Annotated in this window: 26 protein-coding genes and 1 pseudogene; 11 read left to right on the top strand and 16 right to left on the bottom strand. The window is 72.8% G+C overall.

Annotation, left to right across the window (positions count from 1 at the left end):
- Nucleotides 1-3: 3 nt before the first annotated feature.
- The 4 genes from ACFV6E_RS02970 to ACFV6E_RS02955 form a co-directional block, all read right to left on the bottom strand.
- The gene (locus ACFV6E_RS02970) at nucleotides 4-747 is read right to left on the bottom strand and encodes a GntR family transcriptional regulator (RefSeq protein WP_385177910.1); all 744 of its coding nucleotides are present in this window, start codon (nucleotides 745-747) and stop codon (nucleotides 4-6) included.
- A 301-nt stretch (nucleotides 748-1,048) separates the two neighbouring features.
- Complete coding sequence (locus ACFV6E_RS02965; RefSeq protein WP_385169106.1) at nucleotides 1,049-3,079, bottom strand: hypothetical protein; 2,031 nt, start codon at nucleotides 3,077-3,079, stop codon at nucleotides 1,049-1,051.
- Between the two features lie 244 nt (nucleotides 3,080-3,323).
- Nucleotides 3,324-4,004, bottom strand: coding sequence for an alpha/beta fold hydrolase (locus tag ACFV6E_RS02960; protein ID WP_385169104.1), 681 nt, complete (start codon nucleotides 4,002-4,004; stop codon nucleotides 3,324-3,326).
- A 141-nt stretch (nucleotides 4,005-4,145) separates the two neighbouring features.
- The gene (locus ACFV6E_RS02955; protein ID WP_385459009.1) at nucleotides 4,146-5,051 is read right to left on the bottom strand and encodes a LysR family transcriptional regulator; all 906 of its coding nucleotides are present in this window, start codon (nucleotides 5,049-5,051) and stop codon (nucleotides 4,146-4,148) included.
- A 22-nt stretch (nucleotides 5,052-5,073) separates the two neighbouring features.
- On the opposite strand from ACFV6E_RS02955, the gene ACFV6E_RS02950 reads away from it, so the two are divergent.
- Entirely contained in the window at nucleotides 5,074-5,649 is a 576-nt protein-coding gene (locus ACFV6E_RS02950; protein ID WP_385169099.1) for a RidA family protein, read from the top strand.
- Nucleotides 5,650-5,702: 53 nt separating this feature from the next.
- Nucleotides 5,703-6,080, top strand: a pseudogene (locus ACFV6E_RS02945) (SAM-dependent methyltransferase); the annotation flags it as partial.
- A 7-nt stretch (nucleotides 6,081-6,087) separates the two neighbouring features.
- Here ACFV6E_RS02945 and ACFV6E_RS02940 read toward each other — a convergent pair.
- Both ACFV6E_RS02940 and ACFV6E_RS02935 read right to left on the bottom strand, forming a co-directional pair.
- Complete coding sequence (locus ACFV6E_RS02940) at nucleotides 6,088-7,770, bottom strand: hypothetical protein (protein ID WP_385169096.1); 1,683 nt, start codon at nucleotides 7,768-7,770, stop codon at nucleotides 6,088-6,090.
- A 207-nt stretch (nucleotides 7,771-7,977) separates the two neighbouring features.
- Complete coding sequence (locus ACFV6E_RS02935) at nucleotides 7,978-8,166, bottom strand: hypothetical protein (RefSeq protein WP_385169093.1); 189 nt, start codon at nucleotides 8,164-8,166, stop codon at nucleotides 7,978-7,980.
- 278 nt (nucleotides 8,167-8,444) lie between these two features.
- Here ACFV6E_RS02935 and ACFV6E_RS02930 point away from each other — a divergent pair, with 278 nt between their 5' ends.
- Nucleotides 8,445-10,136 carry an alpha/beta hydrolase gene (locus ACFV6E_RS02930; protein ID WP_385459007.1) on the top strand — a complete coding sequence of 564 codons (1,692 nt, stop codon included), beginning with the start codon at nucleotides 8,445-8,447 and terminating at the stop codon, nucleotides 10,134-10,136.
- A 38-nt stretch (nucleotides 10,137-10,174) separates the two neighbouring features.
- Here ACFV6E_RS02930 and ACFV6E_RS02925 read toward each other — a convergent pair whose 3' ends face one another.
- Nucleotides 10,175-10,945, bottom strand: coding sequence for a CPBP family intramembrane glutamic endopeptidase (locus ACFV6E_RS02925; RefSeq protein ID WP_385169088.1), 771 nt, complete (start codon nucleotides 10,943-10,945; stop codon nucleotides 10,175-10,177).
- Nucleotides 10,946-11,108: 163 nt separating this feature from the next.
- On the opposite strand from ACFV6E_RS02925, the gene ACFV6E_RS02920 reads away from it, so the two are divergent.
- A complete protein-coding gene (locus tag ACFV6E_RS02920) occupies nucleotides 11,109-11,951 on the top strand; it encodes a class I SAM-dependent methyltransferase (protein ID WP_385459005.1) in 843 nt (280 codons plus the stop codon).
- Here ACFV6E_RS02920 and ACFV6E_RS02915 read toward each other — a convergent pair whose 3' ends face one another.
- The 3 genes from ACFV6E_RS02915 to ACFV6E_RS02905 all read right to left on the bottom strand — a co-directional run bounded on the left by ACFV6E_RS02915 (nucleotide 11,952) and on the right by ACFV6E_RS02905 (nucleotide 14,410).
- Nucleotides 11,952-12,734: a DUF998 domain-containing protein gene (locus ACFV6E_RS02915; protein WP_385169082.1), complete on the bottom strand. Its 783-nt coding sequence runs from the start codon at nucleotides 12,732-12,734 to the stop codon at nucleotides 11,952-11,954.
- Between the two features lie 200 nt (nucleotides 12,735-12,934).
- A complete protein-coding gene (locus ACFV6E_RS02910; protein WP_385459003.1) occupies nucleotides 12,935-13,915 on the bottom strand; it encodes an alpha/beta fold hydrolase in 981 nt (326 codons plus the stop codon).
- An 81-nt stretch (nucleotides 13,916-13,996) separates the two neighbouring features.
- Entirely contained in the window at nucleotides 13,997-14,410 is a 414-nt protein-coding gene (locus ACFV6E_RS02905) for an NAD(P)H-dependent oxidoreductase (RefSeq protein ID WP_385459191.1), read from the bottom strand.
- On the opposite strand from ACFV6E_RS02905, the gene ACFV6E_RS02900 reads away from it, so the two are divergent.
- Complete coding sequence (locus tag ACFV6E_RS02900) at nucleotides 14,297-14,674, top strand: hypothetical protein (RefSeq protein WP_385459189.1); 378 nt, start codon at nucleotides 14,297-14,299, stop codon at nucleotides 14,672-14,674. The two genes, ACFV6E_RS02905 and ACFV6E_RS02900, sit on opposite strands and share 114 nt — an antisense overlap.
- 37 nt (nucleotides 14,675-14,711) lie before the next feature.
- Here ACFV6E_RS02900 and ACFV6E_RS02895 read toward each other — a convergent pair whose 3' ends face one another.
- From ACFV6E_RS02895 to ppk2, 5 genes are all read right to left on the bottom strand, one after another.
- On the bottom strand, nucleotides 14,712-15,155 hold the full coding sequence (locus tag ACFV6E_RS02895; RefSeq protein WP_385459001.1) for a hypothetical protein: 444 nt from the start codon (nucleotides 15,153-15,155) through the stop codon (nucleotides 14,712-14,714).
- Complete coding sequence (locus tag ACFV6E_RS02890; protein ID WP_385458999.1) at nucleotides 15,139-15,630, bottom strand: RNA polymerase sigma factor; 492 nt, start codon at nucleotides 15,628-15,630, stop codon at nucleotides 15,139-15,141. Before ACFV6E_RS02890 ends, ACFV6E_RS02895 begins: the two co-directional genes overlap by 17 nt.
- A gap of 123 nt (nucleotides 15,631-15,753) precedes the next feature.
- Entirely contained in the window at nucleotides 15,754-16,395 is a 642-nt protein-coding gene (locus ACFV6E_RS02885; protein ID WP_385169071.1) for a class F sortase, read from the bottom strand.
- Complete coding sequence (locus ACFV6E_RS02880; protein WP_385169068.1) at nucleotides 16,392-16,748, bottom strand: sortase-dependent protein; 357 nt, start codon at nucleotides 16,746-16,748, stop codon at nucleotides 16,392-16,394. The genes ACFV6E_RS02885 and ACFV6E_RS02880 overlap by 4 nt, the downstream gene beginning before the upstream one ends.
- 143 nt (nucleotides 16,749-16,891) lie before the next feature.
- Nucleotides 16,892-17,866 (bottom strand): polyphosphate kinase 2, encoded by a 975-nt coding sequence (gene ppk2, locus ACFV6E_RS02875; protein WP_385169114.1) that lies wholly within the window; start codon nucleotides 17,864-17,866, stop codon nucleotides 16,892-16,894.
- A 433-nt stretch (nucleotides 17,867-18,299) separates the two neighbouring features.
- Here ppk2 and ACFV6E_RS02870 point away from each other — a divergent pair, with 433 nt between their 5' ends.
- From ACFV6E_RS02870 to ACFV6E_RS02850, 5 genes are all read left to right on the top strand, one after another.
- Nucleotides 18,300-20,063 (top strand): ATP-binding protein, encoded by a 1,764-nt coding sequence (locus ACFV6E_RS02870; RefSeq protein WP_385169065.1) that lies wholly within the window; start codon nucleotides 18,300-18,302, stop codon nucleotides 20,061-20,063.
- 180 nt (nucleotides 20,064-20,243) lie between these two features.
- The gene (locus tag ACFV6E_RS02865) at nucleotides 20,244-20,663 is read left to right on the top strand and encodes a roadblock/LC7 domain-containing protein (RefSeq protein ID WP_385169063.1); all 420 of its coding nucleotides are present in this window, start codon (nucleotides 20,244-20,246) and stop codon (nucleotides 20,661-20,663) included.
- Nucleotides 20,660-21,016 (top strand): DUF742 domain-containing protein, encoded by a 357-nt coding sequence (locus ACFV6E_RS02860; RefSeq protein ID WP_385169060.1) that lies wholly within the window; start codon nucleotides 20,660-20,662, stop codon nucleotides 21,014-21,016. The genes ACFV6E_RS02865 and ACFV6E_RS02860 overlap by 4 nt, the downstream gene beginning before the upstream one ends.
- Complete coding sequence (locus ACFV6E_RS02855; RefSeq protein ID WP_385169057.1) at nucleotides 20,997-21,614, top strand: ATP/GTP-binding protein; 618 nt, start codon at nucleotides 20,997-20,999, stop codon at nucleotides 21,612-21,614. The genes ACFV6E_RS02860 and ACFV6E_RS02855 overlap by 20 nt, the downstream gene beginning before the upstream one ends.
- The gene (locus tag ACFV6E_RS02850; RefSeq protein ID WP_385169054.1) at nucleotides 21,611-22,873 is read left to right on the top strand and encodes a cytochrome P450; all 1,263 of its coding nucleotides are present in this window, start codon (nucleotides 21,611-21,613) and stop codon (nucleotides 22,871-22,873) included. Before ACFV6E_RS02855 ends, ACFV6E_RS02850 begins: the two co-directional genes overlap by 4 nt.
- Before the next feature lie 73 nt (nucleotides 22,874-22,946).
- Here ACFV6E_RS02850 and ACFV6E_RS02845 read toward each other — a convergent pair whose 3' ends face one another.
- The gene (locus ACFV6E_RS02845) at nucleotides 22,947-24,173 is read right to left on the bottom strand and encodes a cytochrome P450 (protein WP_385169051.1); all 1,227 of its coding nucleotides are present in this window, start codon (nucleotides 24,171-24,173) and stop codon (nucleotides 22,947-22,949) included.
- A gap of 350 nt (nucleotides 24,174-24,523) precedes the next feature.
- Between ACFV6E_RS02845 and ACFV6E_RS02840 the strand changes: the two genes are divergently transcribed.
- The gene (locus ACFV6E_RS02840) at nucleotides 24,524-25,069 is read left to right on the top strand and encodes a superoxide dismutase family protein (protein ID WP_385169048.1); all 546 of its coding nucleotides are present in this window, start codon (nucleotides 24,524-24,526) and stop codon (nucleotides 25,067-25,069) included.
- Nucleotides 25,070-25,106 lie beyond the last annotated feature (37 nt).

Genomic DNA, 25,106 nt, shown 5'->3' with positions numbered 1-25,106 from the left:
CGCTCAGGCAGGCGTGGTACGGCGTTTGCGCGGGGTCTTGCGGGGGCGGGCGCCGTCCTGCTCGATCTGCTCCTCGACCGCGCGCAGCGCCCGTACCGTGGCCCCCGCGATCAGCGCAGAGGCGAGTTCGCCGTCGCGCTCCTCGTACGCCTGGATCAGCCGTTCCTGGTCGTCGACGCTGTAGGCGATGCGGCCCGGGCGGGTCAGGCTGAGATGGCGCAGTACCAGGGTGCGCAGGGCGAGCGAGTCGAGGATCTGCTTCAGGGTGGCGTTCTGGGCGATCTCCGTCATCCGCTCCTGGAGCTGGACGTGGCTCCAGAAGTAGCCGTCCACGTCCCCCGCGTCGGCCAGCTCCCGCATGTGCTCGACCTGGGCGCGCAGTTCGGCGAGTTCCTCGTCCGTGGCGCGCTCGACGAGCAGTCCTGCGAGCATCGCGAGCAGCCGCCGGCGCACCTGGTAGATGTCCCGGATGTCCTGGAGGGAGGGCGCGGCCACCCGTGGCCTGCGCCGCGCCTTCATCTCGACCAGGCCCTCCTGTTCGAGGAGCATCAGCGCCTCGCGCACGGGGGTGCGGCTGGTGTCGAACCGCCGTGACAGCTCGACGCTGTTGAGGTCCTGGCCCGCTTCGAGGCGTCCCTCGATGATCCCGGCACCGACCCATTCGGCGATCTGCGCGACGAGCGGTTCACGCCGGTCGCGCAGCCGCAGCAGGCGGTCCAGCACGAGGTGCGTGTCCTGTTCAGCCATGCGGTGCGTCTCCCTGCCGGGTCGGATTCACAGTTTCTGCAACGGTGTCGACACTATCGCATGAACTGACCCGAAGTTGACCGCGCACGGGGCAGACGTGTCGACACAATCGGACATTCCCCGATTTCCCGCAGGCGCACGAGAACCCGGGACGACCTGTGCACGAAGACGGTACGACGTCACCGCCCGGCAGACGAGCCGTTGTCGGCGGCGGGGCGCCGGCCGCATGCGCGGCGGGCGGTCCGGCCGCCGCCGCGGCGGGTCGGCGCGCGGTGCGCGGGGACCCGCCGCGGCGTCCCGGTCAGGCCACGCTCAGCGTGAGCGCCCCGGTGTAGGTGGTGCCGGGCTCGATGGCCGTGACCGTGCCGTCCACCGTCAGGGTCACCTTCTTCCCGCGAGGCGCCTTGACCGCGGCGTCGGCGGCCAGCGTCAGCGCGCTCAGGTACGAGGTGCCGGTGACCTTCCAGACGGAGCCGGCGCCCAGCGTCACGACGACGCCGTTGTTGACCACCGCGCCCGGGGTGTTGGTGACCTCGCTGACCTGCCGGTACTGGGTGTAGTCGATGGTCGTGACGTGGTGCTTGGTGGTGGAGGCGGAGATGACGCCCGCCACGGTCGAGCCGGTGAACGTCAGGACCAGGTTCTGACCCTGGAGGTTCGCGTTGCCGCCGCCGCGCACCGCGTTGTAGAAGTCCCCCTCGATCTCGATGTCGGTGAAGGACGCCTTGGCGTCGGTGGCCTGGGCACTGGTGGTGTCCCAGGTGGCGGACTTGGCCGGAGTGCCCGTGGGGTCGGTGTACGTGCCGGTCATCTCGGTGGACCAGGGCTTTCCGGTCACCGCCTGGCTGCTGGGCCGGTCGGTGTCCATGAGCTGGAAGACGATCCCGTTGCCCGGGGTGATCGAGGCGCCCTTCGAGCCGTCGACGGTGAGCGACGCGGCGACCGCCTTGCACATGAACGCGGTCTTCCCGGTACGCACCCGGGTCCCGCCGTCGATGGTGACCGAGCCCGCGGCGTACCACAGGACCATGAAGCGACCGGCGTCGACGGTGGTCCGCCGCTGCGGCAGCGCCCTCAGCTCGGCGCGGGACAGACCGATCTCCAGCGACTCGTTCAGCGCGGCGACGGCCTCGGGGGTGCTGTCGCCGTAGTGGGCCGAGGCGCCCCAGTGGATGAGCGCGTAGTCGCCGACGTCGAAGGTGCAGCCGAGGAAGTTCTCGGTGACCTGGCCGATGGCATAGCTGCCGTAGCCCTGGCCGCCGGTGTTGGCGATCTTGGTGTTGATGGCGGTGAGCGTGCAGTTGCTGCCGCCGTCGACCGACAGGGCGCCCCACTTCTCGGAGGAGACCGAGGAGTTGACGTACGACGCTCTGGTGCTCGCGCCGAGCAGGTTGGTGGCGCGGACGTTGCCCGACAGACCCAGCATCCACGGCACGGTGATCATGTACCGGGTGTCGCCGGTGCCGGTCTCCGGGTACTCGTCGGGCACGTGGTCGCCGTCGGCGCAGTGGATCGTGGAGTTCTTGACGACGACGTTGGCGGTGGCGTCGGCGATGACCGCGGTGCGGACCACGCCCTCGTTCTTGATGACGGCGCCGTCGAGCACGAGGTTGGTGCCCTCGCCGGTGCCGACCACGGAGGCGCCGTAGCCGATGAAGTCGCAGCGGCCGTTGCCCGCGAACGCGACCTTCGGCCGGGTGAGCCGGTACGTGGCACCCCCGGTGACGTACACGCCGTTGAAGGACTCGCCGTTGGAGAGCAGGGTGATGTCGCGCGCGGCGCTGTTCGTGACGGTGCCGCCGCGGACGTCCGAGGGGACGGACCTGGCCTCGTCCACGCCGTTCGCGTCGACGTAGAGGGCCTGCCGGACGGGGAAGGTGAGGTCGCTGTAGGTGACGTCGTTGGCGGTGGCGACGGTGAGGATCACCGTGCCGCGGTAGGTGCCGGCGGCGATGGCGGTGGCCAGGCCCGCGTAGCCGTCGGTGAGTTCGCTCAGGCGGCCGCCGGTCTCCACGCCGTTGACGGTGAGGGTGAGCCGGTAGCCCTCGGGGACGGTGATGACCCCGCCCTCGGCGATGGTCAGCACGTTCACCGTGGTGGTCTTCTCCAGCTCCAGGGTCTCCCCGGCCTTCACCACGAGGGACTTGCCGTGCTTGCCGCTCGTCGCGCCCTTCGTGGAGGCGTGCGCCGTGGCGGGCACGGCGAGGGTCGGCATCGCGAGACCGGCGACCGCCACGAGGAGCGCGCGGGGGCGGGCCCGGTAGGCGACGTCCCGCTCCATCAGGCTCGCGCCCGCCGTCCGGCCGGCGCTCGTACTGCTGCTGCGTACCACTGTGAACTCCCTTGTCTTCCAGTGTTTTCGGGCATGCCGGACCCACACGGCACGGGGGGACACCCTCCTCACGTGAAGGTCGACTCGGACACTACTGTCGACACTTTGCCGCCAACAAGAGGCGTGACAGAGAAATAGCGCGAACTCTGGCGACACTAAGGGAATTTGAAGACGGGGTACGTCCAGCAGCCGGGCACCTGTCGACACCGGCGCCGACACCGACACCGGCGCCGACGCAGGCTTCCTACGAGCGCAGGAACTCCAGGACCGCGTCGGTGAACTCGCGCGGCGCGGTGCGGTGGATCAGATGGCCCACCGGAACGGTGACGCTCCGCGCGTGCGGAATGTGGCGGACCATCTCCACCACGCCCTCCTGGGGCACGTGGCTGTCCGGCCCGCCGGCCAGCACCAGCGTCTCGGCGGTGATGACGCGCAGGCGGTCGAGCCATGTCCGGTCGGGCGTGTCCAGCTGCCGCCTGACGGCGAGCACCATGTCCCAGTCGAACTCCAGCGGCCCTTCGGGCCTGACCGGGTTCGTCGGATCCCGGGGCCAGGGCACCGGGACGTCCTCCAGGACGAGCCGGTGCACCCGCCACGGCCGCTCCTCGGCGACCAGATAGGCGACGACTCCGCCCATCGAGTGCCCGATGACGTCCACCCGGTCCAGCCCCAGGGCGTCGAGGAAGCCGATCACGTCGTCGCGCATGAGCTCCAGCGAGTACTCCCCCGGCCAGTCGCTCCGACCGTGCCCCCGCAGGTCGAGCGCGTGCACCCGCCAGTTCCGGGAGAAGCGGGGCGCCACGCCGTCCCAGTCCCGGGCGCCCTCGCCGAGCGCGGGCAGCAGGACGAGCGGCGGAGCGTCCGCCGGGCCCCACACCCGGTGGGCCAGGCGCACCCCTCCCACGTCCACGAACTCCTCGGCCATGCCAGGACCCTAACGAAGGAGGAGCCGCGCCCACCGGAGGTTATGCGCTGAGCCGAAGTCCGGGCAGGCCGCCCCGGGCCACCTCGTGCACGGTGAGGTCCCGTGCCGGTCAGGTCCGCTCCACGGTGACCGCCGCCGTGTTCAGGTCCGCTCCACGGTGACCGCCGCCGCTTCGAGCAGGGCCGCCACGAACGCGTCGGCCGCCGGTGCCGGTGCCGCGCCCGTGGGCCGGCGCACGGCGGCGTACACGCGTCGGCGGGGCGGGTCCGTCAGGGCGCGGACGGCCACGTCACGGCGCAGGGCCGGGACGAGCGTCCGGGGCGCCAGCATCACGCCGAGCCCGCCGGCCACGAACGCCTGCTTGGCCGGCCAGCTGCCGCACTCGATGTCGATGCGCGGGGCGAACCCCGCCCGCGCGCAGGCCGACATGAGCACGGACGCGGCGCCGTCGTAGTCCTCCACCCAGGTCTCCCCGGCGAGTTCGGCGAGGTCCACCACGTCCTGCCCGGCACGTGCGTGGTCCCGCGGCAGCACGCACACGAGCGGGTCGTCGAGCAGATGCGTCAGGGCGAGCGCGGCCCCGGCCGGGAGGCCCGGCGGATAGTCGGTGACGACGGCGGCGTCCAGCTCGCCGTCGAGGAGCCGGGGCAGCAGACGGGGCGTGACGTCCTCCGCGAACGTGACGCGTACGTCCGGCGCGGCCGTGGCGTACCGGGTCAGCGCCTCGGGCAGCAGCGCGGCGGCGGCACTGGGCACGGCGCCGACCCGCAGCCGTGCGACGGGCCGGTCCCGCAGCGCCGCGACGTCCTGTTCCGCGTGCTCGATCCGCCGCAGTATCGCGACGGCGTGCCCCAGCAGCGCCTCTCCGGCGGGCGTCGGCCGCACCCCGCGCGCGTGCCGTTCCAGCAGAGGCGTGCCCAACCGGGCCTCCAGAGCCGCGACCTGCCGGGAGACGGCGGACTGGGTGTAGCCGAGGGTGTCCGCCGCGGCGCTGATCGAACCGGTGCGGCACACCTCCCGGAACGAGCGCAGCGCGATGAGGTCCACGGCCGTGCATCGTAACCGCGCCATGCGCCGGGCGCATACCTGCTCTGCGGCATATGCGCTGGCGGGATGGCGTACGACCGCCGACGATGGGCGCGTGGACGAAACGCATCTCACGCACATCACCGCACCCGAGGGCGTCGCGCCCGGCAGCGGATACACGCACGTGGTCACCGGAACCGGCCGGCTGGTCGCGCTGTCCGGCCAAGTGGCGGTGGACGAGCGGGGCGGTCTCGTCGGGCCCGGCGATCCCGCCGCGCAGGCACGCCAGGTCTTCGAGAATCTGCGCCGCTGCCTGACGGCGGCCGGGGCGACGTTCGACGACGTCGTCAAACTCACCTATTACGTAACCGACGTGGCACACCTGCCGGCCGTACGGCTGGCGCGTGACGCGTACGTCGACACCCGACGCCCGCCCGCGAGCACGGCCGTCCAGGTGGCGGCGCTGTTCCGCCCCGAACTGCTGCTGGAGGTGGAGGCGTTCGCCGTGATCCGCGCGGACGTCGGGGTACCGGAGGACGCCACCGGGGTCACGGCGGACGCCGGGGTCACTGCCGGTTCGCCCGGACGCCCGGCGCACAAGCGTCGCCCTACGGCGTGAAAGCACGCTCTCGAAGCACGATCAGGGCGCGTGACCTGCTGACCTTCGGCGGCGCACTCGCCGGTCCCTACGACCTGATCCACGACTCCGGCTGCTTCCACCAGCTGCCGCCGCACCGCCGTATCAGCTACCTCGCGCTCCTCGGCGGACTGCTCGCGCCCGGCGGCCTGTTCGGCCTCGCCTGCTTCGCCGCCGGGGCCACCGGATCCGAACTGCCCGACGCGGAGTTCTACCGCCGCGGCCGCCTCGGAGGCGGCCTCGCCTACACCCCGGATTCGCTGCGCCGGGTCTTCGCCGGTCTGACGGAGCTCGAGCTGCGGCGCATGCGTGACGAGCCCGAGGACTCCGACCGCTTCGGCGAACCCTTCCTCTGGACCGCCCTGTTCCGCCGCGACATGGACGCCGGGACGGCCGCCGCGGGCAGCCGCTGACCCCGTCTCACGCCTCCGGGTCGCAGCAGCCCGCCTCCGGCACGGCGCCGGTCTCAAGCCGGCAGAAGCAGGACGCCTCGATCCGTACGTCCGCGAGCGCCGCGGCGATCTTCAGCTGCTGGGCCACGATCCGCGCCTCGCCCTCCTTGCCGAGCCGCACCAGGCACTCGTGGAAGCCGTGCAGCGCCCAGACGTTGCCCGGGTGCTGCAACGCGCGCGGCAGCGTGTCGTCGAGCCCGAGGTCGGCGCGGTAGACGGCCTCCGCCTCCGCGACACGGCCCCGTTCCAGGAGCAGCGCCCCGTAGGCGTGCCGGGTGGGCTGCATCCAGCCCCACGGTTCGTCGTACGGTAGGCCGTCGTCCAGGGCGATCGACCGGCGCAGGGAGGCGAACGCCGCGTCGTGATCGCCCTCGCGGTACTCGAGTTCCCCGTCGAGCATCGCCGAGGCGATCGCCAGGATGTCGGCGCAGGTGTTGTTGAACAGCATGCGGGTCTTCGGGACCCGGGCAGCCGCGTCACGGAACCGCTCGCGCTCCGCCCCGGCCTCGGCGGTCCGGCCGGTGGCGGAGAGCGCGACGCCGCGCGCGTAGCGCAGCATCGCCGTGCTCACGCAGTACAGCTCCGGGTCGGCGGGCAACGGCAGGGCGAGGACGTCGGCCCAGCGGCCGAAGCGGACGAGGACGTGCACCCGCATGGCGAGAAACCCCTCCAGCCAGTCCGCCATGGGCGGGCTCTCCACCCGCAGCAGTTCCTCCGGGACGGCCGCTTCGAGCCGCTGGACGGCGTCGGCGGCCTCCCGGTACCGGCCCAGGAACATCGCCCCGTAGATCCTGAAGTGGTGGTTGTGGCAGCGGTAGAGGGTGTAGAAGTTCATCGCCCCGGACCGGGCGAGGGCCTTCTCGTCCGCGTCGACCGCGGCGGCGTTGTCGGCGACCACCCGCCGGTAGTCGCCGCACAGCACCTCCAGATGGGACGGCATGTGCTGGAGGTGGCCCGCGTCGGGCACCAGACCGCGCAGCCGGTCGCCGGCCGGCAGGGCCGCCTCGGGGGTCGGGGACATCTCCATCAGATGGATGTACAGGTGCAGCAGGCCGGGGTGGTCCGCGCCCGCGTCCGTGGCGAGCGCCCGTTCCAGCACGGCCTTCGCCTCGGCGGTGCGTGCCCCGGCGGCCGGTTCGCCGGTGCGGATGTCCCAGAGCTGCCACGGGGTGAGGTTCATCAGGGCGTCGGCGTACAGGGTGGCCACGTCGGGGTCGCCGGGGGCCAGTTCGTGGACGGCCCGCATGCGGTCGGCGTAGGCCGTGTTCCACACCGAGCAGTCCTCGGCCGCCGTCGTCTGCGGATAGCGGTCGCGCAGGGCGGCGATCAGCGCGCGCTCGACCGGGGTGGCACCGGCCGCCTTGGCGTGGGCGCGCTCCACGGCGGCGTGCGCCCGCTCGACCGTCCGCTCCAGGTCCTGGTCGTCGAAGAACTCCCAGGGTTTGTTGTAGTTGGGCCCCAGCGCGTAGGCCACGCCCCAGTCGGCCATGGCGCAGCCGGGGTCTGCCGCGGCGGCGGCCTCGAAGCAGCGGACCGCCTCCTCGTGGTGGAAGGCGTACGTCCACACGAGCCCGCGGTCGAACCAGAGCCGGGCCTCGGGCGAGGACGTCGTGACCGGCCGGCCGTGGGTACCGAGGTCGTAGTAATCCATCCGGACTCCTGAAGGCAGACGGGTCGGCCGCCCCGGTCGGCGGGACGCGGACACACGGCCGCGGCCGGTGCTCCGGCCCCGGGGCACTGTGCGACGAGCCCCGGCGAAGACCCTGTGTGAAGGGTTTCAGCGAAGACCCCGTGCGACGGACCCCGGCGAAGACCCCGTGCGACGGACCCTAGCGAAGACTTCGGGGAGCCGGTCCGCTCAGAACAGCCGGCCCTGACCGGCGGGCGGGGTTCCGCGCCGGGGCGCGCGGCGCGTGCGGGGCGCGGGCTTCTCGCTGCCGAACAGCGGTGTCGTGCCGTACTCGTCCGGCTCGGCCGGCACCAGGGCGGGGCCGCCGCCGACCCGCAGGCGCAAGGGGGCTTCCCGGTCGAAGTCCGACGGTGTCATCGCCGTCCACTCACGACCCCGCCCCGTCCCGTCGCCCGACCCCATCGACACCCCTCTGCCTCGTCCGGCGCCGCGGCCACCGGCCGCGCCCTGTCCCGTCCTTGATTCTTCCCGCACCTGCCGTCACGTCACCCCCCCACCCGGCGGGCCGCGACGCCCCGGCCATTCTGCTCGTCCGCTCTGGCTCCCCGCGCACCGCCGCCCTAGTCTCGGTTCGCGAGGACGAACGGGGACGGACGGGGACGGACGAGGACCCTGCGCAGGCGGAGGTGACCGTCGTGAGGGACGTACGAAGGGCGCCGGACGAAGAGGTCGCCGAACCGGCCCCCGGACCCCCGAAGCGGCGCAGACTGCTGTTCCTCACGCTCCCCGGCTGCTGGGGCGCGCTGGTCCTCGCGTGCCTCTCCTTCACCCCGTCGCTGCTCCCGCGCGGCGGCCTGCTCCAGGGCCTGGTCTGCGGCATCACCGCAGCCATCGGCTACGGGCTCGGCGTGCTGGCCGCGTGGGTGGGGCGGGCCTTCGCCGACCGGGAGCCGCGGCCCGCCGAACGCCGGTCCTGGCTCGGGTTCCTCGTCGCCGCCGGTGTCCTGTTCGGTGTGTCGTTCGGCTTCGGGCAGTACTGGCAGTACGAGATCCGCCGTCTGATGGGCGTCGACGACTACGACGTCTGGTCCGTCGTCCTCTCCCCCGTCGTCGCGGCGCTGGTCTTCTGTCTCCTGCTGCTGATCGGGCGTGGTCTGCGCGGGCTCTACCACTGGGTCGTGGGCCTGCTCAGGCGCTGGATCGGACCGCGCGCGGCGACCGCCGTCGGCTGGGCCCTGGTCGCGGGCCTGACGTGGGTGCTCTTCACCGGTCTGCTGCTCGACGGCCTCGTCGGCGCCGCCAACGAGGCGTTCTCGGTACGCGACGCGACCACCCCCGAGGGCGTGCACCGGCCCACGAGCACGCTGCGCTCGGGCGGTCCCGGTTCGCTCGTCCCGTGGGACTCGCTCGGCATGCAGGGCCGGATCTTCGCCGCCACCGGTCCGTCACCGGCCGCGATCGAGAAGTTCACCGGCCGCCCGGCCCCGACCCCGATCCGTTCGTACGCCGGTCTCGCCTCCTCGGACGACACCGAGTCACGGGCGGCGAAGGCGGTCGCGGAACTGGACCGCCAGGGCGCTTTCCGGCGTGCGAACCTGCTGGTGATGACGACGACCGGCAGCGGCTGGGTCGACCCCGCGGCGGTGGACAGCTTCGAGTACCTCAGTGGCGGCGACTCGGCGACCGTGGCGATCCAGTACTCCTATCTGCCGTCGTGGATGTCCTACCTGGTCGACCAGACGAAGGCCCGGGAGGCGGGCCGGGCGCTCTTCGACGCCGTCTACGAAGCGTGGTCGAGGCTGCCCCTGGACGCGCGGCCGCGGCTGTTCGTCGCCGGGGAGAGCCTGGGCTCGTTCGGCGGCGAGACCGCCTTCAGCGGCGAGTACGACCTGCGCAACCGCACCTCGGGCACGCTGTTCGCGGGCCCGCCCAACTTCAACACGCTCTTCCGAGAGTTCAGCGACCACCGGGCCGCCGGCAGTCCTGAGGCGCGGCCCGTGTACAAGGACGGGCGGACCGTCCGGTTCGCGAGCGATCCCGGCGCGGCGGTCCCGCCGTCGGACCGGCCCTGGGACGGCACCCGTGTCCTCTACCTGATGCATCCCTCCGACCCGATCGTCTGGTGGAGTCCGCGGCTCGCCTACCGCGAGCCCGACTGGATCGGCCAGTCGCCGGGCGACGACGTGCTCGAGGAGATGGTCTGGATACCGTTCGTGACGTTCTGGCAGGTCACGGCCGACCTGCCGTTCGCCACCGGGGTGCCGGACGGGCACGGTCACAAGTACTCCGCCGAGTACGTCGACGGCTGGAACAGCGTGCTGCGGCCCGCCGGGGTCACCGCGCTGGACCTCGACAACCTCAGGGGCATCATCGCCGCGGGCGACTGACCCCCGGCACCGGCCGCTGCCCCGCATCACCGTCATCGTCACCTGAGCAGGTGACCGGCCACGTAGCCCAGCGAGTTGACGGCCCAGTGCAGGCCCATGGGGGCCAGCAGGCTTCCGCTGCGGCGGCGCAGCTCGCAGAAGAGGACGCCCGCGGCACCGGTGAACAGCACCACGCCCGCCATGACGAGACCCGAGCCGAGCGCGGAGTGGCCGAACACCGGCGTGAGTACGGGCTTGTCCGTGACCAGGTGCAGCGACGGCAGGACGTGCCACAGGCCGAACAGCGCGCTCGACACCGCCGTCGCCCAGCCGGTGCCCCGGGTCCGGCGCACCAGGCCGTACAGCACGCCCCGGAAGCCGGTCTCCTCCAGCAGCACCGTGCCGAGCGGGACGGTGACCAGCGCGCGGAGCGCGACCTCTGCGCCGGTCAGCCCGCTGTGCCGCTCGTCCGCGAAGAGCCCGCGGGTCGGCGGGAGCAGCGCGCCGGCCGTGTAGACCGCGCCGACCAGTGCGGTCAGTACCAGGGCCCAGCGTGCGCCGCGCCGGAGGGCCGCTCCGTCCAGGCCCGCGTCGGCCCAGGTGCCGCCGGCCGCGAAGAGCACCGCCAGCAGCAGCGCGGTGGCCACGAGGGAGGTCAGCAGGCCGAACGGGGACGCCCATCGGTGGACGGTCACGTTGGCGACCGCGAGCACGGCGACGGCGCCGCCCACGGCCGGGCCCGTACCGAGGCGCCTCCCGGGCTCCCCGGGCCCCGGGCGCTTGAGCAGCGCGGCCAGGCGCCCGCCACCGCTCCCGCCACCGACGCGCACCCGGCCAGCGTCCGCCCGCCCGATACCTCCGGCCTCACCCACGGCGGGTGAACGCGGTCCGCGGCCGGGCGGGCGCCGCGGAAACCGGCTCGCGGCCGGGGCGCCCGGTGGGATGGGATGGGAGCCGCCAGGGCCTGAGGAACGACGGATGCGAGGACGCGAGATGCCTGACGGATGGCAGTGGGACCCGACGCTCTTCCGGGGGAGCGCGGCCTACTACGAACGCGGGCGGCTGCCGTACGCGCCCGGCTTCGCCGGGACACTGGCCGGGGCCCTCGGCGCGACCGGCTCCGACCGGCTGCTGGACGTCGGCTGCGGTCCCGGCATCGTGACGCTCGCGGCGGCGCCGTACTTCGCCGAGGTGACCGGCATGGACCCGGACGCCGACATGCTGGCCGAGGCCGAGCGGCGGGCCGCGCGGCACGGGGTGGCCAACGCGCGGTGGGTGACCGGCCGCGCCGAGGACCTGCCGGCCGGTCTGGGCGCGTTCCGGGCCGTGGTGTTCGCCCAGTCCTTCCACTGGACGGACCGCGAGCGGGTCGCCGCCGCCGTGCGGCGGATGCTCGCGCCGTCAGGCGCCTTCGTCCACATCAGCGACCTCAAGGATCCGCCGCCCGTGGCGGTGCCGTCGGCGCGGCCCGCTCCCCCGTACGAGCGGATCGGCGGGCTGGTGCGGCGGTATCTGGGGCCGGTGCGCCGCGCGGGGCAGGGCACGCTGGTCGGGGGGACGCCGGGCGGGGAGGACCTGGTGCTGCGGCGGGCCGGGTTCGTGCACCTCGAACGGCATGTGGTGCCGGCCGGTGCGGAGCTGGAACGCACCGCCGATGACCTGGTGGCCTGGGCGTTCTCCCGGTCCGACGCCGCCCCTCATCTCTTCGGCGACCGGCTGGCGGACTTCGAGGGCGAGCTGCGCGCGCTGCTGCGGGAGGCGTCGCCCGACGACCGCTTCGCGGAGCAGCCGCCGCCGACCGAGATCAAGATCTGGCGCCCGGCGAACGGCGGTTGATCAGTTCTGTTTCTGCGGCTTCCCGCCCCGGGCGAGGAGCAGCAGCACACCCGGCCAGGACGGCCGTTCGCCTGACACGCCGGGCTGCCGGGCGGGCGCGGGCTCCGGGCGCTCGCCGAGCAGTTCGGCGGCCAGCAGCCAGAACCACACCGCGACGGTCGCCAGGTGGATCCGCTGTGCGGTGCCCTGGCTGCCCTGTAGTCCCACGTACGGGCCCGCCGAGAGGATCGCGGCGGTCATGGAGACCGGCAGCAGCCACCGTGTGCGGCGCGCGAGCCGCCGCCACCGGGCGGGGTCCGCGCGGGCCGCGCAGAGGAACGCGGCCATCGAGGCGAACAGCGCGAAGTGCACCGAGCCGCTGGTCAGCGTGTGGGCGGCGTTGTCCGTCGGGCAGCCCGCCTCCCGTGAGGGCGCGCACCGCATCGGCCATGCGACGTCCGCCAGGGAGCACAGTCCGAACGCCGCGACGGCGGCCCAGCCGGCCGCCGCCCAGCGGGCACCGGCCCCGTCCCGGCGCACGCCGGGCAGGGCCAGCGCGGCGGCGCCCGTGACCAGCAGCGCGGTGCCCGTCTCGATGCCGCCGAAGAGCACGCGGTGCGGCTGGTCGGCGGCGAAGACCTCGCTGACGTAGGAGTTGCGCTGGTCCATGCCCGTGGGCACGACGAACTGGAGCAGCCAGTCGTTGTAGGTCAGGCCCGCCGCCGCCAGCAGCGCGGCCGCCGCCCTCGACCGCTTGCGCCGGCCACCGGTCCTGGCGTGCGATGTGTGCGCCCTGCGTCCCATGTGCCCCGCTTCCGCATCCGGCCCGCCGTCGCGGCGCGCGCTGAAGGATCCAGCACCAGGTCACCTCTTGCGGAAGGACCCGTACGGACGACGCGCCCGGGGGCCGGGCGGCCTCACCCGTGCGGGTGGCACGCCACCTCGCCGCCCCGGGTCCGGTTCGCGCGCGGCCCGGGGTGGACCCGGCCGGCGTACGACCGGGTTCACCCGGGCAGTGCCGCCAGCCAGTCGGTCAGGATCCGGTTGAGCTCGGCGGGACGCTCCTGCTGGAGCCAGTGGCCGCAGCCGTCCAGCAGATGCGAGGAGACGAGCCCGGGCAGCGTGACGGGGAAGGCGTCGATGGCGGCGGAGAGCCAGGTGGTGGAGGCGTCCTCGGTGCCGCCGGCGAACAGGGACGGCTGGGTGACGGGAGCACCGTCGAAGCCTTCGAGATCCGCCCAGTCGCGGTCCATGTTGCGGTAGCGGTTGAGCGCGCCGGTCAGGCCGGTCCGCTCGAACTCGCCCACGTAGACGTCCAGTTCCTCCTCGCTGAGCCAGCCGGGGCGCCGGTCCGCGGGGAAGCGCTCGCGCAGGGTGCCGCCCCGGGTGACGAAGTGCGGGTCGGGCGCGCCGGGTCCGGGCATGGTGTCGGCGGACAGCGCCGCGTAGAAACCGGTGAGCCAGCCGCGTACGTCGGGTTCGATCTCCGCCTCGGCGCGGCCCGGCTCCTGGAGGTAGGAGACGTAGAACTCCTCGTCGCCGCCCATGCCCGCGAAGATCTCGCCGGGCCGGGGTCCGCCGCGCGGCGTGTAGGGGACGCTGAGCAGTCCGACCGCCCGGAAGACGTCCGGTGCCAGCAGGGCGGAATTCGCGGCGATCGTCGCGCCCCAGTCGTGGCCGACGATCACCGCCGACTCCTCGCCCAGGGCGCGCACCACGGCGACGTTGTCCGCCACCAGCTCGGTCATCCGGTACGCGTCGGCCGCGGCGGGCTTCGAGGAACGGCCGTAGCCGCGCACGTCCAGGGCGACCGCGCGGTACCCGGCCGCGGCGAGCGCGGGCAGCTGCCGGCGCCAGGAGTACCAGGTCTCCGGGAAGCCGTGCACGAGCAGCACCAGCGGCCCGGTCCCCTGCTCCACGAGATGGATCCGGCCCGCCGGTGCGGGGACCGTCCGGTGCGTGAGTGCGGTGGCGTGCTGCGGCATGTGCCCTCCAGGAGCCGTGGTACTTCGTGGTACGACGTGACGCCGGGGCGTACTCGGGTCACCGCGCCCCGGCGTTCCCGATCATGCGCGGCCGGTTCCGGCCGGGGCGAGCGGACTTGCCGTTTCGGCAAATCGGCAGGTCGGCAGGGCGGCGGAGAAGCGGTCGGTGACCTGGGCCAGGGCCTCGGCGGCTGCGGGCGCGAACACCGGCCGGCCGTCCTCTCCTGCGGAGAAGTCCTTGTCGAGGGTGAACCAGCCCTGCACGATGTGCGCGGCGCCCATGGAGCTGAGCACCGGGCGCAGCGCGTAGTCGATGGCCGGCACGTGGGCGACAAAACCGCCGGTGGCCGGCGGCAGCACCGTCTTGCCCGTCAGCGCGTACTGCGGCAGCAGATCGAGCAGCGACTTCAACACACCCGAGTACGCCGCCTTGTGCACCGCAGTGCCGATGACCACCCCGGCGGCCTGCTCGAACAGGGCGGTGGCGGAGGTGATGTCGGGGTGCCGGAAGTCGGCGCCGAGCAGCGCGTCGGCGGACACCCCGGGTTCGTCCTCCTCGACGACTCCGGCGACGAGCCGCAGGAGGTACGGCTGCGCACCTCCCCCGGCGACTACGTCTTCGTCCCGCCGTTCGTGCCGCACCGCGAGGAGAATCCCGACCCCGCCGAGGAAGCCGTGGTCGTCATCGCCCGCAGCACCCAGGAGGCGATCGTGGTCAACCTCCCGAAGCTGTACGCGCTGCCCGCCGACGACGCCTGACCGAGGGCCCCCCACCGTTCGGCCTTCCCCTCCGGCTTCACCGGCGCGAGTCCTCGGAGGGGGTGGCGGCGGCGCGCCTTCTCTCCGACGGGTCGCCGCCCGCCCTGGTCGGGGACGGCGACCCCGACGCCGACGGAACGGGCGTGGTCGACGGAGTGAGCGACGCGGACGGAGCGGGGGACGCGGACGGAGCGGGGGTCGTACTGCCTGGCGCGGGCGGTGGCGCGAGCGGGACCGCCGGGGACGCGGGCGCCCCGGGCCCGGCGAAGAACAGCGGGACCGCGATCGCGGCGGCGACGGCGGCGGACACTCCGGCCCCGGCGGCGGCGCGGAACAGTCGGCGGCGGGACGCGGTGCGGCGGATCGCCTCGTAACGGCCGGGCGGCGGCCCGAGACGGTCGGAGGGAGGCCCGAGGAGCACCGCGAGCGGGTCGTCGGCGGAGCCGAACTCCGGGCCGTCGTCGTCAGAGCGAATGGTCAAGGCTTCTCCTCAGGTGGACGCGGAGCAGTTCCCGGGCCGCGTGGAGGTCGGCCTTGACGGTTCCTTCCTTGCGTCCGGTCAGTGCGGACACCTCACGGACCGTCATGTCGGCGTAGTAGTGCAGCAGGATGGGGACGCGCAGTCGTTCCGGCAGTGACTGTACGAGCAGCCGCACCGAGGGATCGGCCGGTTCCGCGTGCGGCCGTACGGCCGCCTCCGTGGTGGCCCGCCGTACGGCCCTGCGCTCACGCTCCAGTCTGCGCCAGTGGTCCCGGACGAGATTGGCCGCGGTGACGTAGAGGAAACCGCGGGGCTCCTCGACCGACGTCCAGCGGGCCCAGAGCCGGGTGAACGCCTCGGAGGCGATCTCGTGAGCGGTCTCGTCGTCGTCGACGAGCCGGCGGCACCAGCCGGCGAGGCGCGGGTAGACGACGGAGAACAGCTCGGACGCTGCCCTGTCGCGGGACCGTTTCAACTTTCTCCATGGTCGTGCGGGCCCTCTCGGTGGATGTGGGTCGAAAGGGCGCTCGTGGGGTTGGATGCCGGACCGCCGGGCCGCGTTCCATGCAACCGGCGGTCCGGCGTCCATGCGGACGGCTCAGGGGGCGGCGGAGCCCGGCCCGGCGAAGACGATCACGTTGTCGCGGTAGCCGTCACCGGTACGGGGGCCGCCGCACGTGATGAGCCGCAGCTCAGGGCGGTCCACGTTCCCGTAGACGTCGTCGGTCGGGAACTCGGCCTTGCCGACCGTCCGTACCTCGCCGACGGTGAACGCCGCCGTCGTGCCGTTCTCCAGGCGCACCGTGATCCGGTCGCCGCGGCGCACCTCGGCCAGGTGCCGGAAGACACCGTCCCCCTGGGCGCCGACGGTGACATGACCGAGGATCACCGAAGGGCCCACCTGGCCCGGCGTCGGCGAGTGCCGGTACCAGCCCGCCCGGTCGTGCGCCGTGACGGGCGGCACCTCCACCGTGCCGTCGGCCGCGAGCCCCAGCCGTACGACCGGGGTGTCGACCCCGATGGCCGGGATCCGCAGCCGGACCGGCACGGAACGCCCGAGGACGGGCATCCCGTCCCCTCCGGTACCCGACGGGGACGGCGTACCCGACGGGGACGGCGTACCGCTGTCCGGCGCGATCGCCGCCCCGGGCGTGCCCCGACGGGACCCGTGGCCGCCGCAGCCCGCCAGGAGCAAGGCCGGCGCGGCGGTCACGAACGCGCGCCTGGAGAGCGGCGTCATTCCCCGGTCGCCCGGCGGCGGCGTACGACGAAGGCCGTCGCCCCGCCCGCGAGCAGCACCGCGGCGGCGCCCCCGCCGATCAGGCCGCCGGTGTTCCCCGACTCCGGGGCGTCCGTCGCCACACCGGTGTCGGCCGCGCCCTCCGGTACGACGGTCACCTGGTCCCCGGCGGGCGCCCGGGTCGGTTCCGTGCGCTCGGCGGGCGCGCTGCTCGGCACGGGCGTCGGGGAGGTTCGGGCGGTGGTGGCGCTCGGCACCGGGGACGCGCTCGCCCCGTCGGCGAACGCGGGTACGGCACCCGCCAGGACGGCGGTGGCCGCGAGGGCCATGGCGCTGGGAACGGTTCGGCGCATCGGTCGCTCTCTCTCGTCGGTCCGGCCCGTATACGGGGTGCGGTGGGCCGGATGGATCGAGCGGAGAGACGAGGCGGCGGCCGGCCGGGTTGTAAAGAGCGGGCAAAGTCACCGGCGGTGACGGAGACTTGACCGCTGACCCGCTACTCGTCCCGGTCGGGATGCTCCCCAGGGCCGTGCTGCCGGGAGGCGAGCGGTGTGGGAGACAGGTCGGTGGGTTCCTCGCCGCTCTCCAGCAGGGTGTTGGCCGCGCCGATGACACGGGGGTCGGCGGCGCCGACGGCGTCCTCGTCCTTTGACGTGTAGCCGCAGCGCAGCAGCAGGTGCCGCATCGCTTCCAGCCGCCCGCGCCGCTTGTCGTTGTTCTTCACCACGGTCCACGGGGCGTACGGCGTGTCCGTCGCCCGGAACATCTCCACCTTGGCCTCGGTGTAGGCGTCCCACAGGTCGAGCGAGGCGAGATCGGTGGGCGACAGTTTCCACCGCCGTACCGGATCGACCTGCCGGATGGCGAAGCGGGTGCGCTGTTCGGCGCGGGAGACGGAGAACCAGAACTTCACGAGGATGATGCCGTCATCGGTCAGCAGCCGCTCGAAGACCGGTGCCTGGGTGTAGAACAGCCGGTAGTCGGCGGGCTCGCAGAATCCCATGACCCGTTCCACCCCCGCCCGGTTGTACCAGGACCGGTCGAAGAACACGATCTCGCCGGGGGTGGGCAGGTGCGGCACGTAGCGCTGGAAGTACCACTGGCCCGCCTCGCGTTCCGAGGGCTTCTCCAGCGCGACGACCCGCGCGCCACGGGGGTTGAGGCGTTCGGTGAAGCGCTTGATCGTGCCGCCCTTGCCCGCCGCGTCCCGTCCCTCGCAGACCACCACGACGCGCTGCCCGGTCTCCTTCACCCATTTCTGCAGCTTGAGCAGTTCGATCTGGAGGATCCGCTTCTGCCGTTCGTACGGCCCCCGGCCGAGCTTCGTGTCGTAGGGGTAGTTCTCGCGCCAGGTGTCGAGAGGCCTGCCCGACGGGTCGAGGAGCACCGGCTGCTCGGGCCGTTCCTCGTCGACGAGCAGTCCGTCGAGCAGATCGACCTCGTCGCGGGTGCCCTCGGCGTTCGCGGGGATCGCCTTCCGGGCGGGTACGGGTTCGGCCACGCGCGGCTTCCTTCTCTCGGTTCCTGACCGGTGCGTAGTGAGAGTGCCCGGGTCGCGAGGTACTACGCGTGCACGCGTGACGCCGAGGAGAGGCGGGCGGCATCGGTTCCTGTCGTCGGATGATGCGAGAAAGGTGCAGACGAAGTGCAGGACCGGTGTAGTCCGTACCCCCTGTAACACGTCGCTGCTTTCACATGGCATCTTTCCCGTGAAAGTCACTCGCGCGGGCGTCGATCCATCTGCTCGACCCCCGCGTTCGAGACGGTAACTACCATGAGGCCGAGCTTGATCCGGAAGTTTGTCGTCCCTGAGTCGGCTCCCATGTGGCCACCCTTGTGGACCGTCGACCCACCTCCAGCTGTTCGCAATTGCTCCTGCCTCTCACGGACCGAGGGACCGCGGAATGTCAGTGCCTGCTCATCCCAGTCAGCAACGGACGGAAAGGGGGCCGCGCCCCGCGTCGGTCGCGCTTCTGGCCGCGCCGGCGGCGGTCGCCGCCGCCGGCGCCGTGACGGCGGCGCTCCTGGCGCCCGCCTCGGCCCGCACCTGGACCCTGGTCACGGTGGTCGTCGCCTGGGTGTGCGTCGTGCTCGCCGCCGCCACCGGCTGGCTCCTGCTCCGCCGCGCGCAGCGTCTCGCCGCCGCACGCGGCAGTGAATGCCTCGGGTTCCGCTCGCAACTGGCCCGGCAGGACGGCGAGTCCGCGCACCTGGTCCACGTCACCCTGCCGGCCGTCGCGCAGCGGATACGCGAGGGAGCCAGTGCGGGCCAGGCCCTGGAGGGCGTCACGCCGCCGTCGGAGCCGCAGCTGCGCCAGGTGCTGCACACCTGCGTCGCCGCGCTCGGCGACGCGGCGGCGCAGGCCGCCCGGGCCGAGGCCGAACGGCAGGACACGCGGCGCGAGCTGGCCGACGCCACCGAGGAAGCGGAACGATTCGTCCACAAGACGCTCCCGGCCGCGGTGGCCGCGCTGCGCGCGGGCAGCTCCGCCGACACCGTCCTCGCCGAGCTCGACAGCCCGCGCTCCGCCCTGCTGCGTACCCTTGCTGAATCGTTCGTCCGCGAACTCGCGCACAGCGAGCGCCGGTCCGCCGCCGCGCAGGCCGCCTCCGCCAAGGCGCTCAGCCGCGTGCAGGCCAAGACCGTCAGCATGCTCGCCGACCTGAGGGAGATGCAGGACCGGCACACCGGGGAGGTGTTCGGGGACCTGCTGCGCCTGGACCACAGCACCTCCCAGCTCGGCCTGATGACCGACCGGCTGGCGCTGCTCATGGGCGGCCGCTCCAGTCGCGCGTGGAACAAGCCGATCGTGATGGAGAGCGTGCTGCGCGGGGCCGTCGGCCGCATCGCCGCCTACCGGCGGGTGCGTCTTCACTGCTCCAGCCAGGCGGCCATCGCCGGTTTCGCCGCCGAGGGCGTGATGCACCTGCTCGCGGAACTCGTCGACAATGCCGCGAACTTCTCGCCCCCGATCGACGAGGTCCACGTCTACGTGAACGAGCGCAGCGCCGGCATCGTCGTCACCATCGAGGACAGCGGCCTGAAGATGGCCGACGCGGCCATGCGACGGGCGGAGGAGTCGGTGTCGGGTCGGATCACCGACCTGGCCTCGCTGCAGGGCACCCGCCTCGGCCTCGCGGTCGTCGGCCGCATCGCCCTCAAGTACGGCATCAGTGTCAACTACCGGCCGTCCTCGCACGGCGGTACCGGAGTCGTGGTGCTGCTCCCGCCGCAGCTGATCGCCCAGCAGCGCGACCCGGGCCCGTACGACAGCCCGCGCGAGCAGGTCGCGGCCTCCGCGGTGCCGGGTCTTCCCGCCGCGCCGGCCGTGAAGGAGACTCCCGTGCCGCCCTCCCCGCCCGCCGCCCGGCCGGACGACCCGAGCCCGGCGGGCCTGCCGGAACCGTCCGGCCACGACGCCCCGCGTCCTGCCACCGGCTCCACGCTCAACGGGCTGCCGGTCCGCGCGCCCGGCCGCACCATGGCCGACGCCGAGCGCGAACAGCGCATGGCGGCGGCCAGGGCGGCGGCCGCCCGTGAGACCGAGGCCGGTCCCGCGCGGGACGCCGGGTCCCGCTTCGGCGCCTTCCACCGGGGCCGACGGGGCGGGAACACCGGCGACGCGACACCCGCCCGACCGGGTACCGGGCCCCTCGACGACGCCTAGGCGCTCCTCACCTGAGCGTCCCGGCGTCCCCCGGCGGGAGTGTCCGCCGGTACCCCGGCGGGAACCTCCGCCGGCCCGCCTCTCCCCGCAGCCACCACCGGCAACCACGCACCGACCCACTCGCTGAATTCGGAGGACAGGGCCGGGTGACCGCCGACCGGTCACCACGCCCCAACCACCATGCAAACCACTGACAACAGCCTCACCTGGCTCCTCCAGAACCTCCTGGAGCGCACCCCCGGTACCCGGCACGCTCTCGTCCTGTCCCGGGACGGCCTCAAGCTGTGCTGGACGGAGCATCTGAACCCCGACCAGGCGGACCAGCTCGCGGCCATCTGCTCCGGCATCCAGGCCCTCGCACAGGGCGCGTCCATGGAGTTCGGCGACGGCACGGGCGGCGTCCGGCACTCCATGACCGAGTTCCACGGCGGCCTGCTGTTCATCGTCGAGGCCGGCCAGGGCGCCCACCTCGCGGTCGTCGCCGACGAGCACGCCGATCCGGGCGTGGTGGGCCACCAGATGACCGAACTGGTGGAGCAGATCGGCGACCACCTGCGCGCCGAGCCCCGGACGCCTGCCCCGAGGGACGCCTCGTCGTGACCCGCAAGCCTGTCGACACCGGTGATCCCGACCGGCTCTACACGGTCACCGGCGGACGCGCCCGCGCGGACGAATCGTTCGACCTGGTCACCCTCGTGGTCAGCGAGTGCGAACCCACCGCGGGCATGCAGTCGGAGCACGTCAAGATCCTCGAGCTGTGCCGGCATCCCTCGGCCCTGGTCGAGATCTCCGCCGAGCTGCGGTTGCCGATCACCGTCGTCCGTATCCTCCTCGGCGATCTGCACGCCACCGGCCGGATCAGCCTCCGCCACCCGCCCGCGGCGGAGTCCGTCGCCGCCCTCCCCGATACCGCCCTGCTACAGGAAGTGCTCCATGGGCTCCGCAATCTCTGAGCTGCCCTCGCAGCGCCAGCCGCTGTCCGACGCCGCCGAGGCCGGACTGAAGATCGTCGTCGTGGGCGGCTTCGGCGTCGGCAAGACGACCCTGGTCCGCTCGGTCAGCGAGATCCGGCCGCTGAACACCGAAGAGGTGATGACGCAGGCCGGCGTCGGCGTGGACGAGACGTCCGGTGTGCAGCAGAAGACCACCACGACCGTGGCCTTCGACTTCGGCCGGATCAGCCTCAGCGAACGCATGGTGCTCTACCTGTTCGGCGCACCCGGTCAGAAGCGCTTCTGGTTCCTGTGGGACCGGCTGTTCTCCGGCACCCTGGGCGCGGTCGTGCTCGTCGACACCCGCCGGATGGACGACTCCTGGTACGCGATCGACCGGCTGGAACACCACAGGACTCCTTTCGTGGTGGCCGTCAACCGGTTCGACGACGACCGCAGCCGGTTCTCGCTGGACGAGATACGGCAGGCCCTGGCCCTGCCCGAGCACGTACCGCTGATCGACTGCGACGCCCGGGTCCGGTCCTCGGTCAAGCACGTGCTGATCACCCTCGTGGACCATGTCCACACCTTGGCCCTGTCACAGGAGAGGACACCGTGACCGACACCGGATCCCCTTCCCCGCCCGCCCCGCCACCCGGCTGCCCCGCCCACGCGGGCGCGGTGCGCCTGGGCGGTCTGGAGTACCAGCAGACGCCCTCGCAGCTCTATCGCGACCTGCGCCGGACGCACGGCGCCGTGGCACCGGTGCTGCTCGACGGCGACATCCCCGCGTGGCTCGTGCTCGGGTACTCGGAACTCTGTTACGTGACCGGCCACGACGAGGTGTTCGCGCGGGACTCCCGGCGCTGGAACCAGTGGCCCGCCATCCCCGCCGACTGGCCGCTGCTGCCGTTCGTCGGGTACCAGCCGTCCGTACTGTTCGCCGAGGGCCGGGAGCACCAGCGGCGGGCCGGTGTGATCACGCAGGCCCTGGAGGCCGTGGACCAGTTCGAGCTGGCCCGGGTGTGCCGGGAGATCTCCGAGCAGCTCATCGCCGTCTTCTCCGGAAGCGGGCGGGCCGAGCTGATGAGCGGTTACGCGCATGCCCTCCCGGCCCGGGTCGTGCTGTGGATGTGCGGGATGCCGCAGGACGGCCAGGACACCGAACGGCTCGTGGACGACCTGCGGATCTCGCTCGACGCGGCCGAGGGCGACGACCCGGTGGCGGCGTACGGGCGGGTCGGCGAGCGCATCCAGCGGCTGGTGGAGGAGAAGCGGGAGCGGCCGGGCCCGGACGTCACCTCCCGCATGATCCTGGACCCGGCCGGGCTCAGCGACGAGGAGATCGTGCAGGATCTGATCTCGGTGATCGCCGCGGCGCAACAGCCGACGGCCAACTGGATCTGCAACACACTGCGTCTCCTGCTCACCGACGAGCGGTTCGCGGTGAACGTCTCCGGCGGCCGGCTCAGCGTCGGTGAGGCTCTGAACGAAGTGCTGTGGCTGGACACGCCCACCCAGAACTTCATCGGCCGCTGGGCGGTGCGCGACACCCAGCTCGGTGGCCGGCTGATCCGCGCCGGCGACTGCGTCGTCCTCGGCCTCGCGGCGGCCAACACCGACCCGCAGATCTGGCCCGAGTCGCATGTAGGGGCCGAGAACTCCGCGCATCTGTCGTTCAGCAACGGCGAACACCGCTGCCCCTACCCCGCGCCGTTGCTCGCGGACGTGATGGCGCGTACGGCGGTGGAGACGCTGCTCGAGCACCTGCCGGACCTCGTACTGGCCGTCGAGCCGGAGGAGTTGACCTGGCGCCCGTCCATCTGGATGCGGGGTCTGGCATCGCTTCCGGTGCTGTTCACACCGGTCGTCCAGTAGGCCGTCGGCCCGCTCCCCCGGAGGCCGCACCGATCGCGGTACGGCGGGGCGCGGGCCGGCCGGGAACCTCGGGTCAGGCGGTCACCGGGGTGAAGCGCACCGGCAGCGACTGCGGGCCCCGGGTGAACACGCCCTGCTCGACCGGGTCGAAGCCGTCGGCGAGACGCACGTCGGGCATCGCGTCCAGGAGCTGGTTCAGCCCCGTCTCGACCTCCGCCTTGGCGAGCAGCGCACCGACGCAGAAGTGCCGGCCGAGCGCGAAGGCGAGGTGTCCCGCGGCGGCGGAGAACGCGGACGTTGTCTTCAGGTCGTCGCGGAAGATGTCGAAGCGGTCCGGGTCGCGGTACCGGCTCTCGTCCCGGTTGGCGGCGCCGATCAGACAGGTCACCGTGGCGCCCGCCGGGATGACGCCGCCGGTGACCTCGACGTCGGTGGCCGCCTGCCGCATGATCATGTGGACCGGGGGCGTGTACCGCAGGGTTTCGGCGAAGGCCGCGGCTATGAGACCGCGGTCCTCGCGGACGGCCGCCAACTGCTCGGGGTGCAGCAGCAGGTTGGCGAGGATGCCCGCGATCGCCTTGTCGGTGGTCTCGCCGCCCGCCGCGAGCAGCAGGCTGCAGAACGCCTTGATGTCCTCGTCGCTCATCCGCACGCCGTCCACCTCGGCGGCGCACAGCGTGGAGAGCAGGTCGTCGCCGAGGTCGTCCCGCCGTTCGCGGATGATCGGGAGCATGTACTCGGCGAACTCCACGCGGGTGCGTTCGCCGGCCGCGGTCACCTCGGCGTCGCCGGAGAGGTTGCCGAGGAAGGCGATGACCGCCGTGTACCAGCCGTGGAAGCGGCCGTGGTCGGCCTTGTCCAGGCCCAGCATGTCGGCGATGACGTTGACCGGGAAGCGGGTCGCGTAGTCGGTGACGATGTCGGCGGAGCCGGAGTGCCGGAAGGTGTCGATGAGTTCACGCGAGTTCCGCTCGATGACGGGCATGAACTTCTCCTGCAGGTCGCTGCCCCGGAACGCCGGTGCGACGAGAGCCCGTCGTACGGCGTGTTCACGGCCGCTGAGCTGAAGGATGGTCTTGCCGTGCACGGGCTCGAGCTGCCAGTCGTAGTTGTCGGTGGTGAACTCCGACGCCTTGTCCTTGAAGACGCGCTCGACGTCGTCGTACCGGGAGATGATCCAGCTCTGCGTGGCCTCGTGCCAGAACAGGGGCTCCTTCTCCCGCATGACGCGGTAGGCGGGGTACGGGTCCGCCGCGAACTCGGCCGAGAGGATGTCGGGGACCTGCTGGGCAGTGGACATGATGCTCCTCATGGGATGGATGGCTGCCGTCACGCGTCAGAGCGTGGTGTTCAAACCCTCGAGTGATCAATAACGTTACTGGTCCCGTCCTCCCGGCTTGATCGTGTCACCCCGGCCGCCCTCAGGGTCGCGGACGTGAGCGGCCCTCACAAGGGCGCGGGGGTGCGGGGACGGCGGCGGGGCCGCCGCGGACCGGCCTCGCGCCCGCCGCGGCAAGGCGCGTCCGGCATGGCTCGATATCCGGTGGTGCCCGCGGCCCGGCGGGACGAGGGTTCGCAGCGGACGCGAGAGTTCCGGAGATCCGCAACGGAAGACTCGAGAGCGAAGATCCGAGAGAAGAGGGAGCACCGATGTCCGTAGTCGCGACGACGCTGCTGGCCGTGGCACTGGCGACCACGCCCTCCGCGGGACCGCACTGTCACGGCGTGATGGTCGACGAGCACTTCGGGTCCTCGCCGGAGTCGGCCATCACCTACGACCCCGACTCCGTCCCGGACGGCAGCCGGGTCATGGTCATGGAGCACCCGGACAAGGACGGCACGACCGTCATCGCCCTCGTCCTGAAGGGCCTGGAGTCCGACCGTACGTACGGCGCCCACGTCCACACCGAGCCCTGCGGCCCCGCACCGGAGGACGCCGGGCCGCACTACCAGAACGTCAAGGATCCGGTACAGCCCTCCGTGGACCCCGCGTACGCCAACTCCGCCAACGAGGTGTGGCTCGACTTCACGACGAACGCGAACGGCAACGGAGGAGCCGTCTCCGTGTCCGACTGGCACTTCCGCTCCGGCGGGGCCCACTCGGTGGTGATCCACGAACACGCCACCGAGACCGCCCCGGGCCACGCGGGCATGGCCGGAGCCCGACTGGCCTGCGTCAACGTGCCGTTCGCCTGAGGGAGGCGCGGCCGCGTGCCCCCGCCGCCGTACCGGT

This window comes from Streptomyces sp. NPDC059785 (assembly GCF_042732375.1).
Taxonomy (GTDB): domain Bacteria; phylum Actinomycetota; class Actinomycetes; order Streptomycetales; family Streptomycetaceae; genus Streptomyces.
Note: the sequence above shows the minus strand (reverse complement) of the source record. Positions and strands in the feature narration are given on the sequence as shown.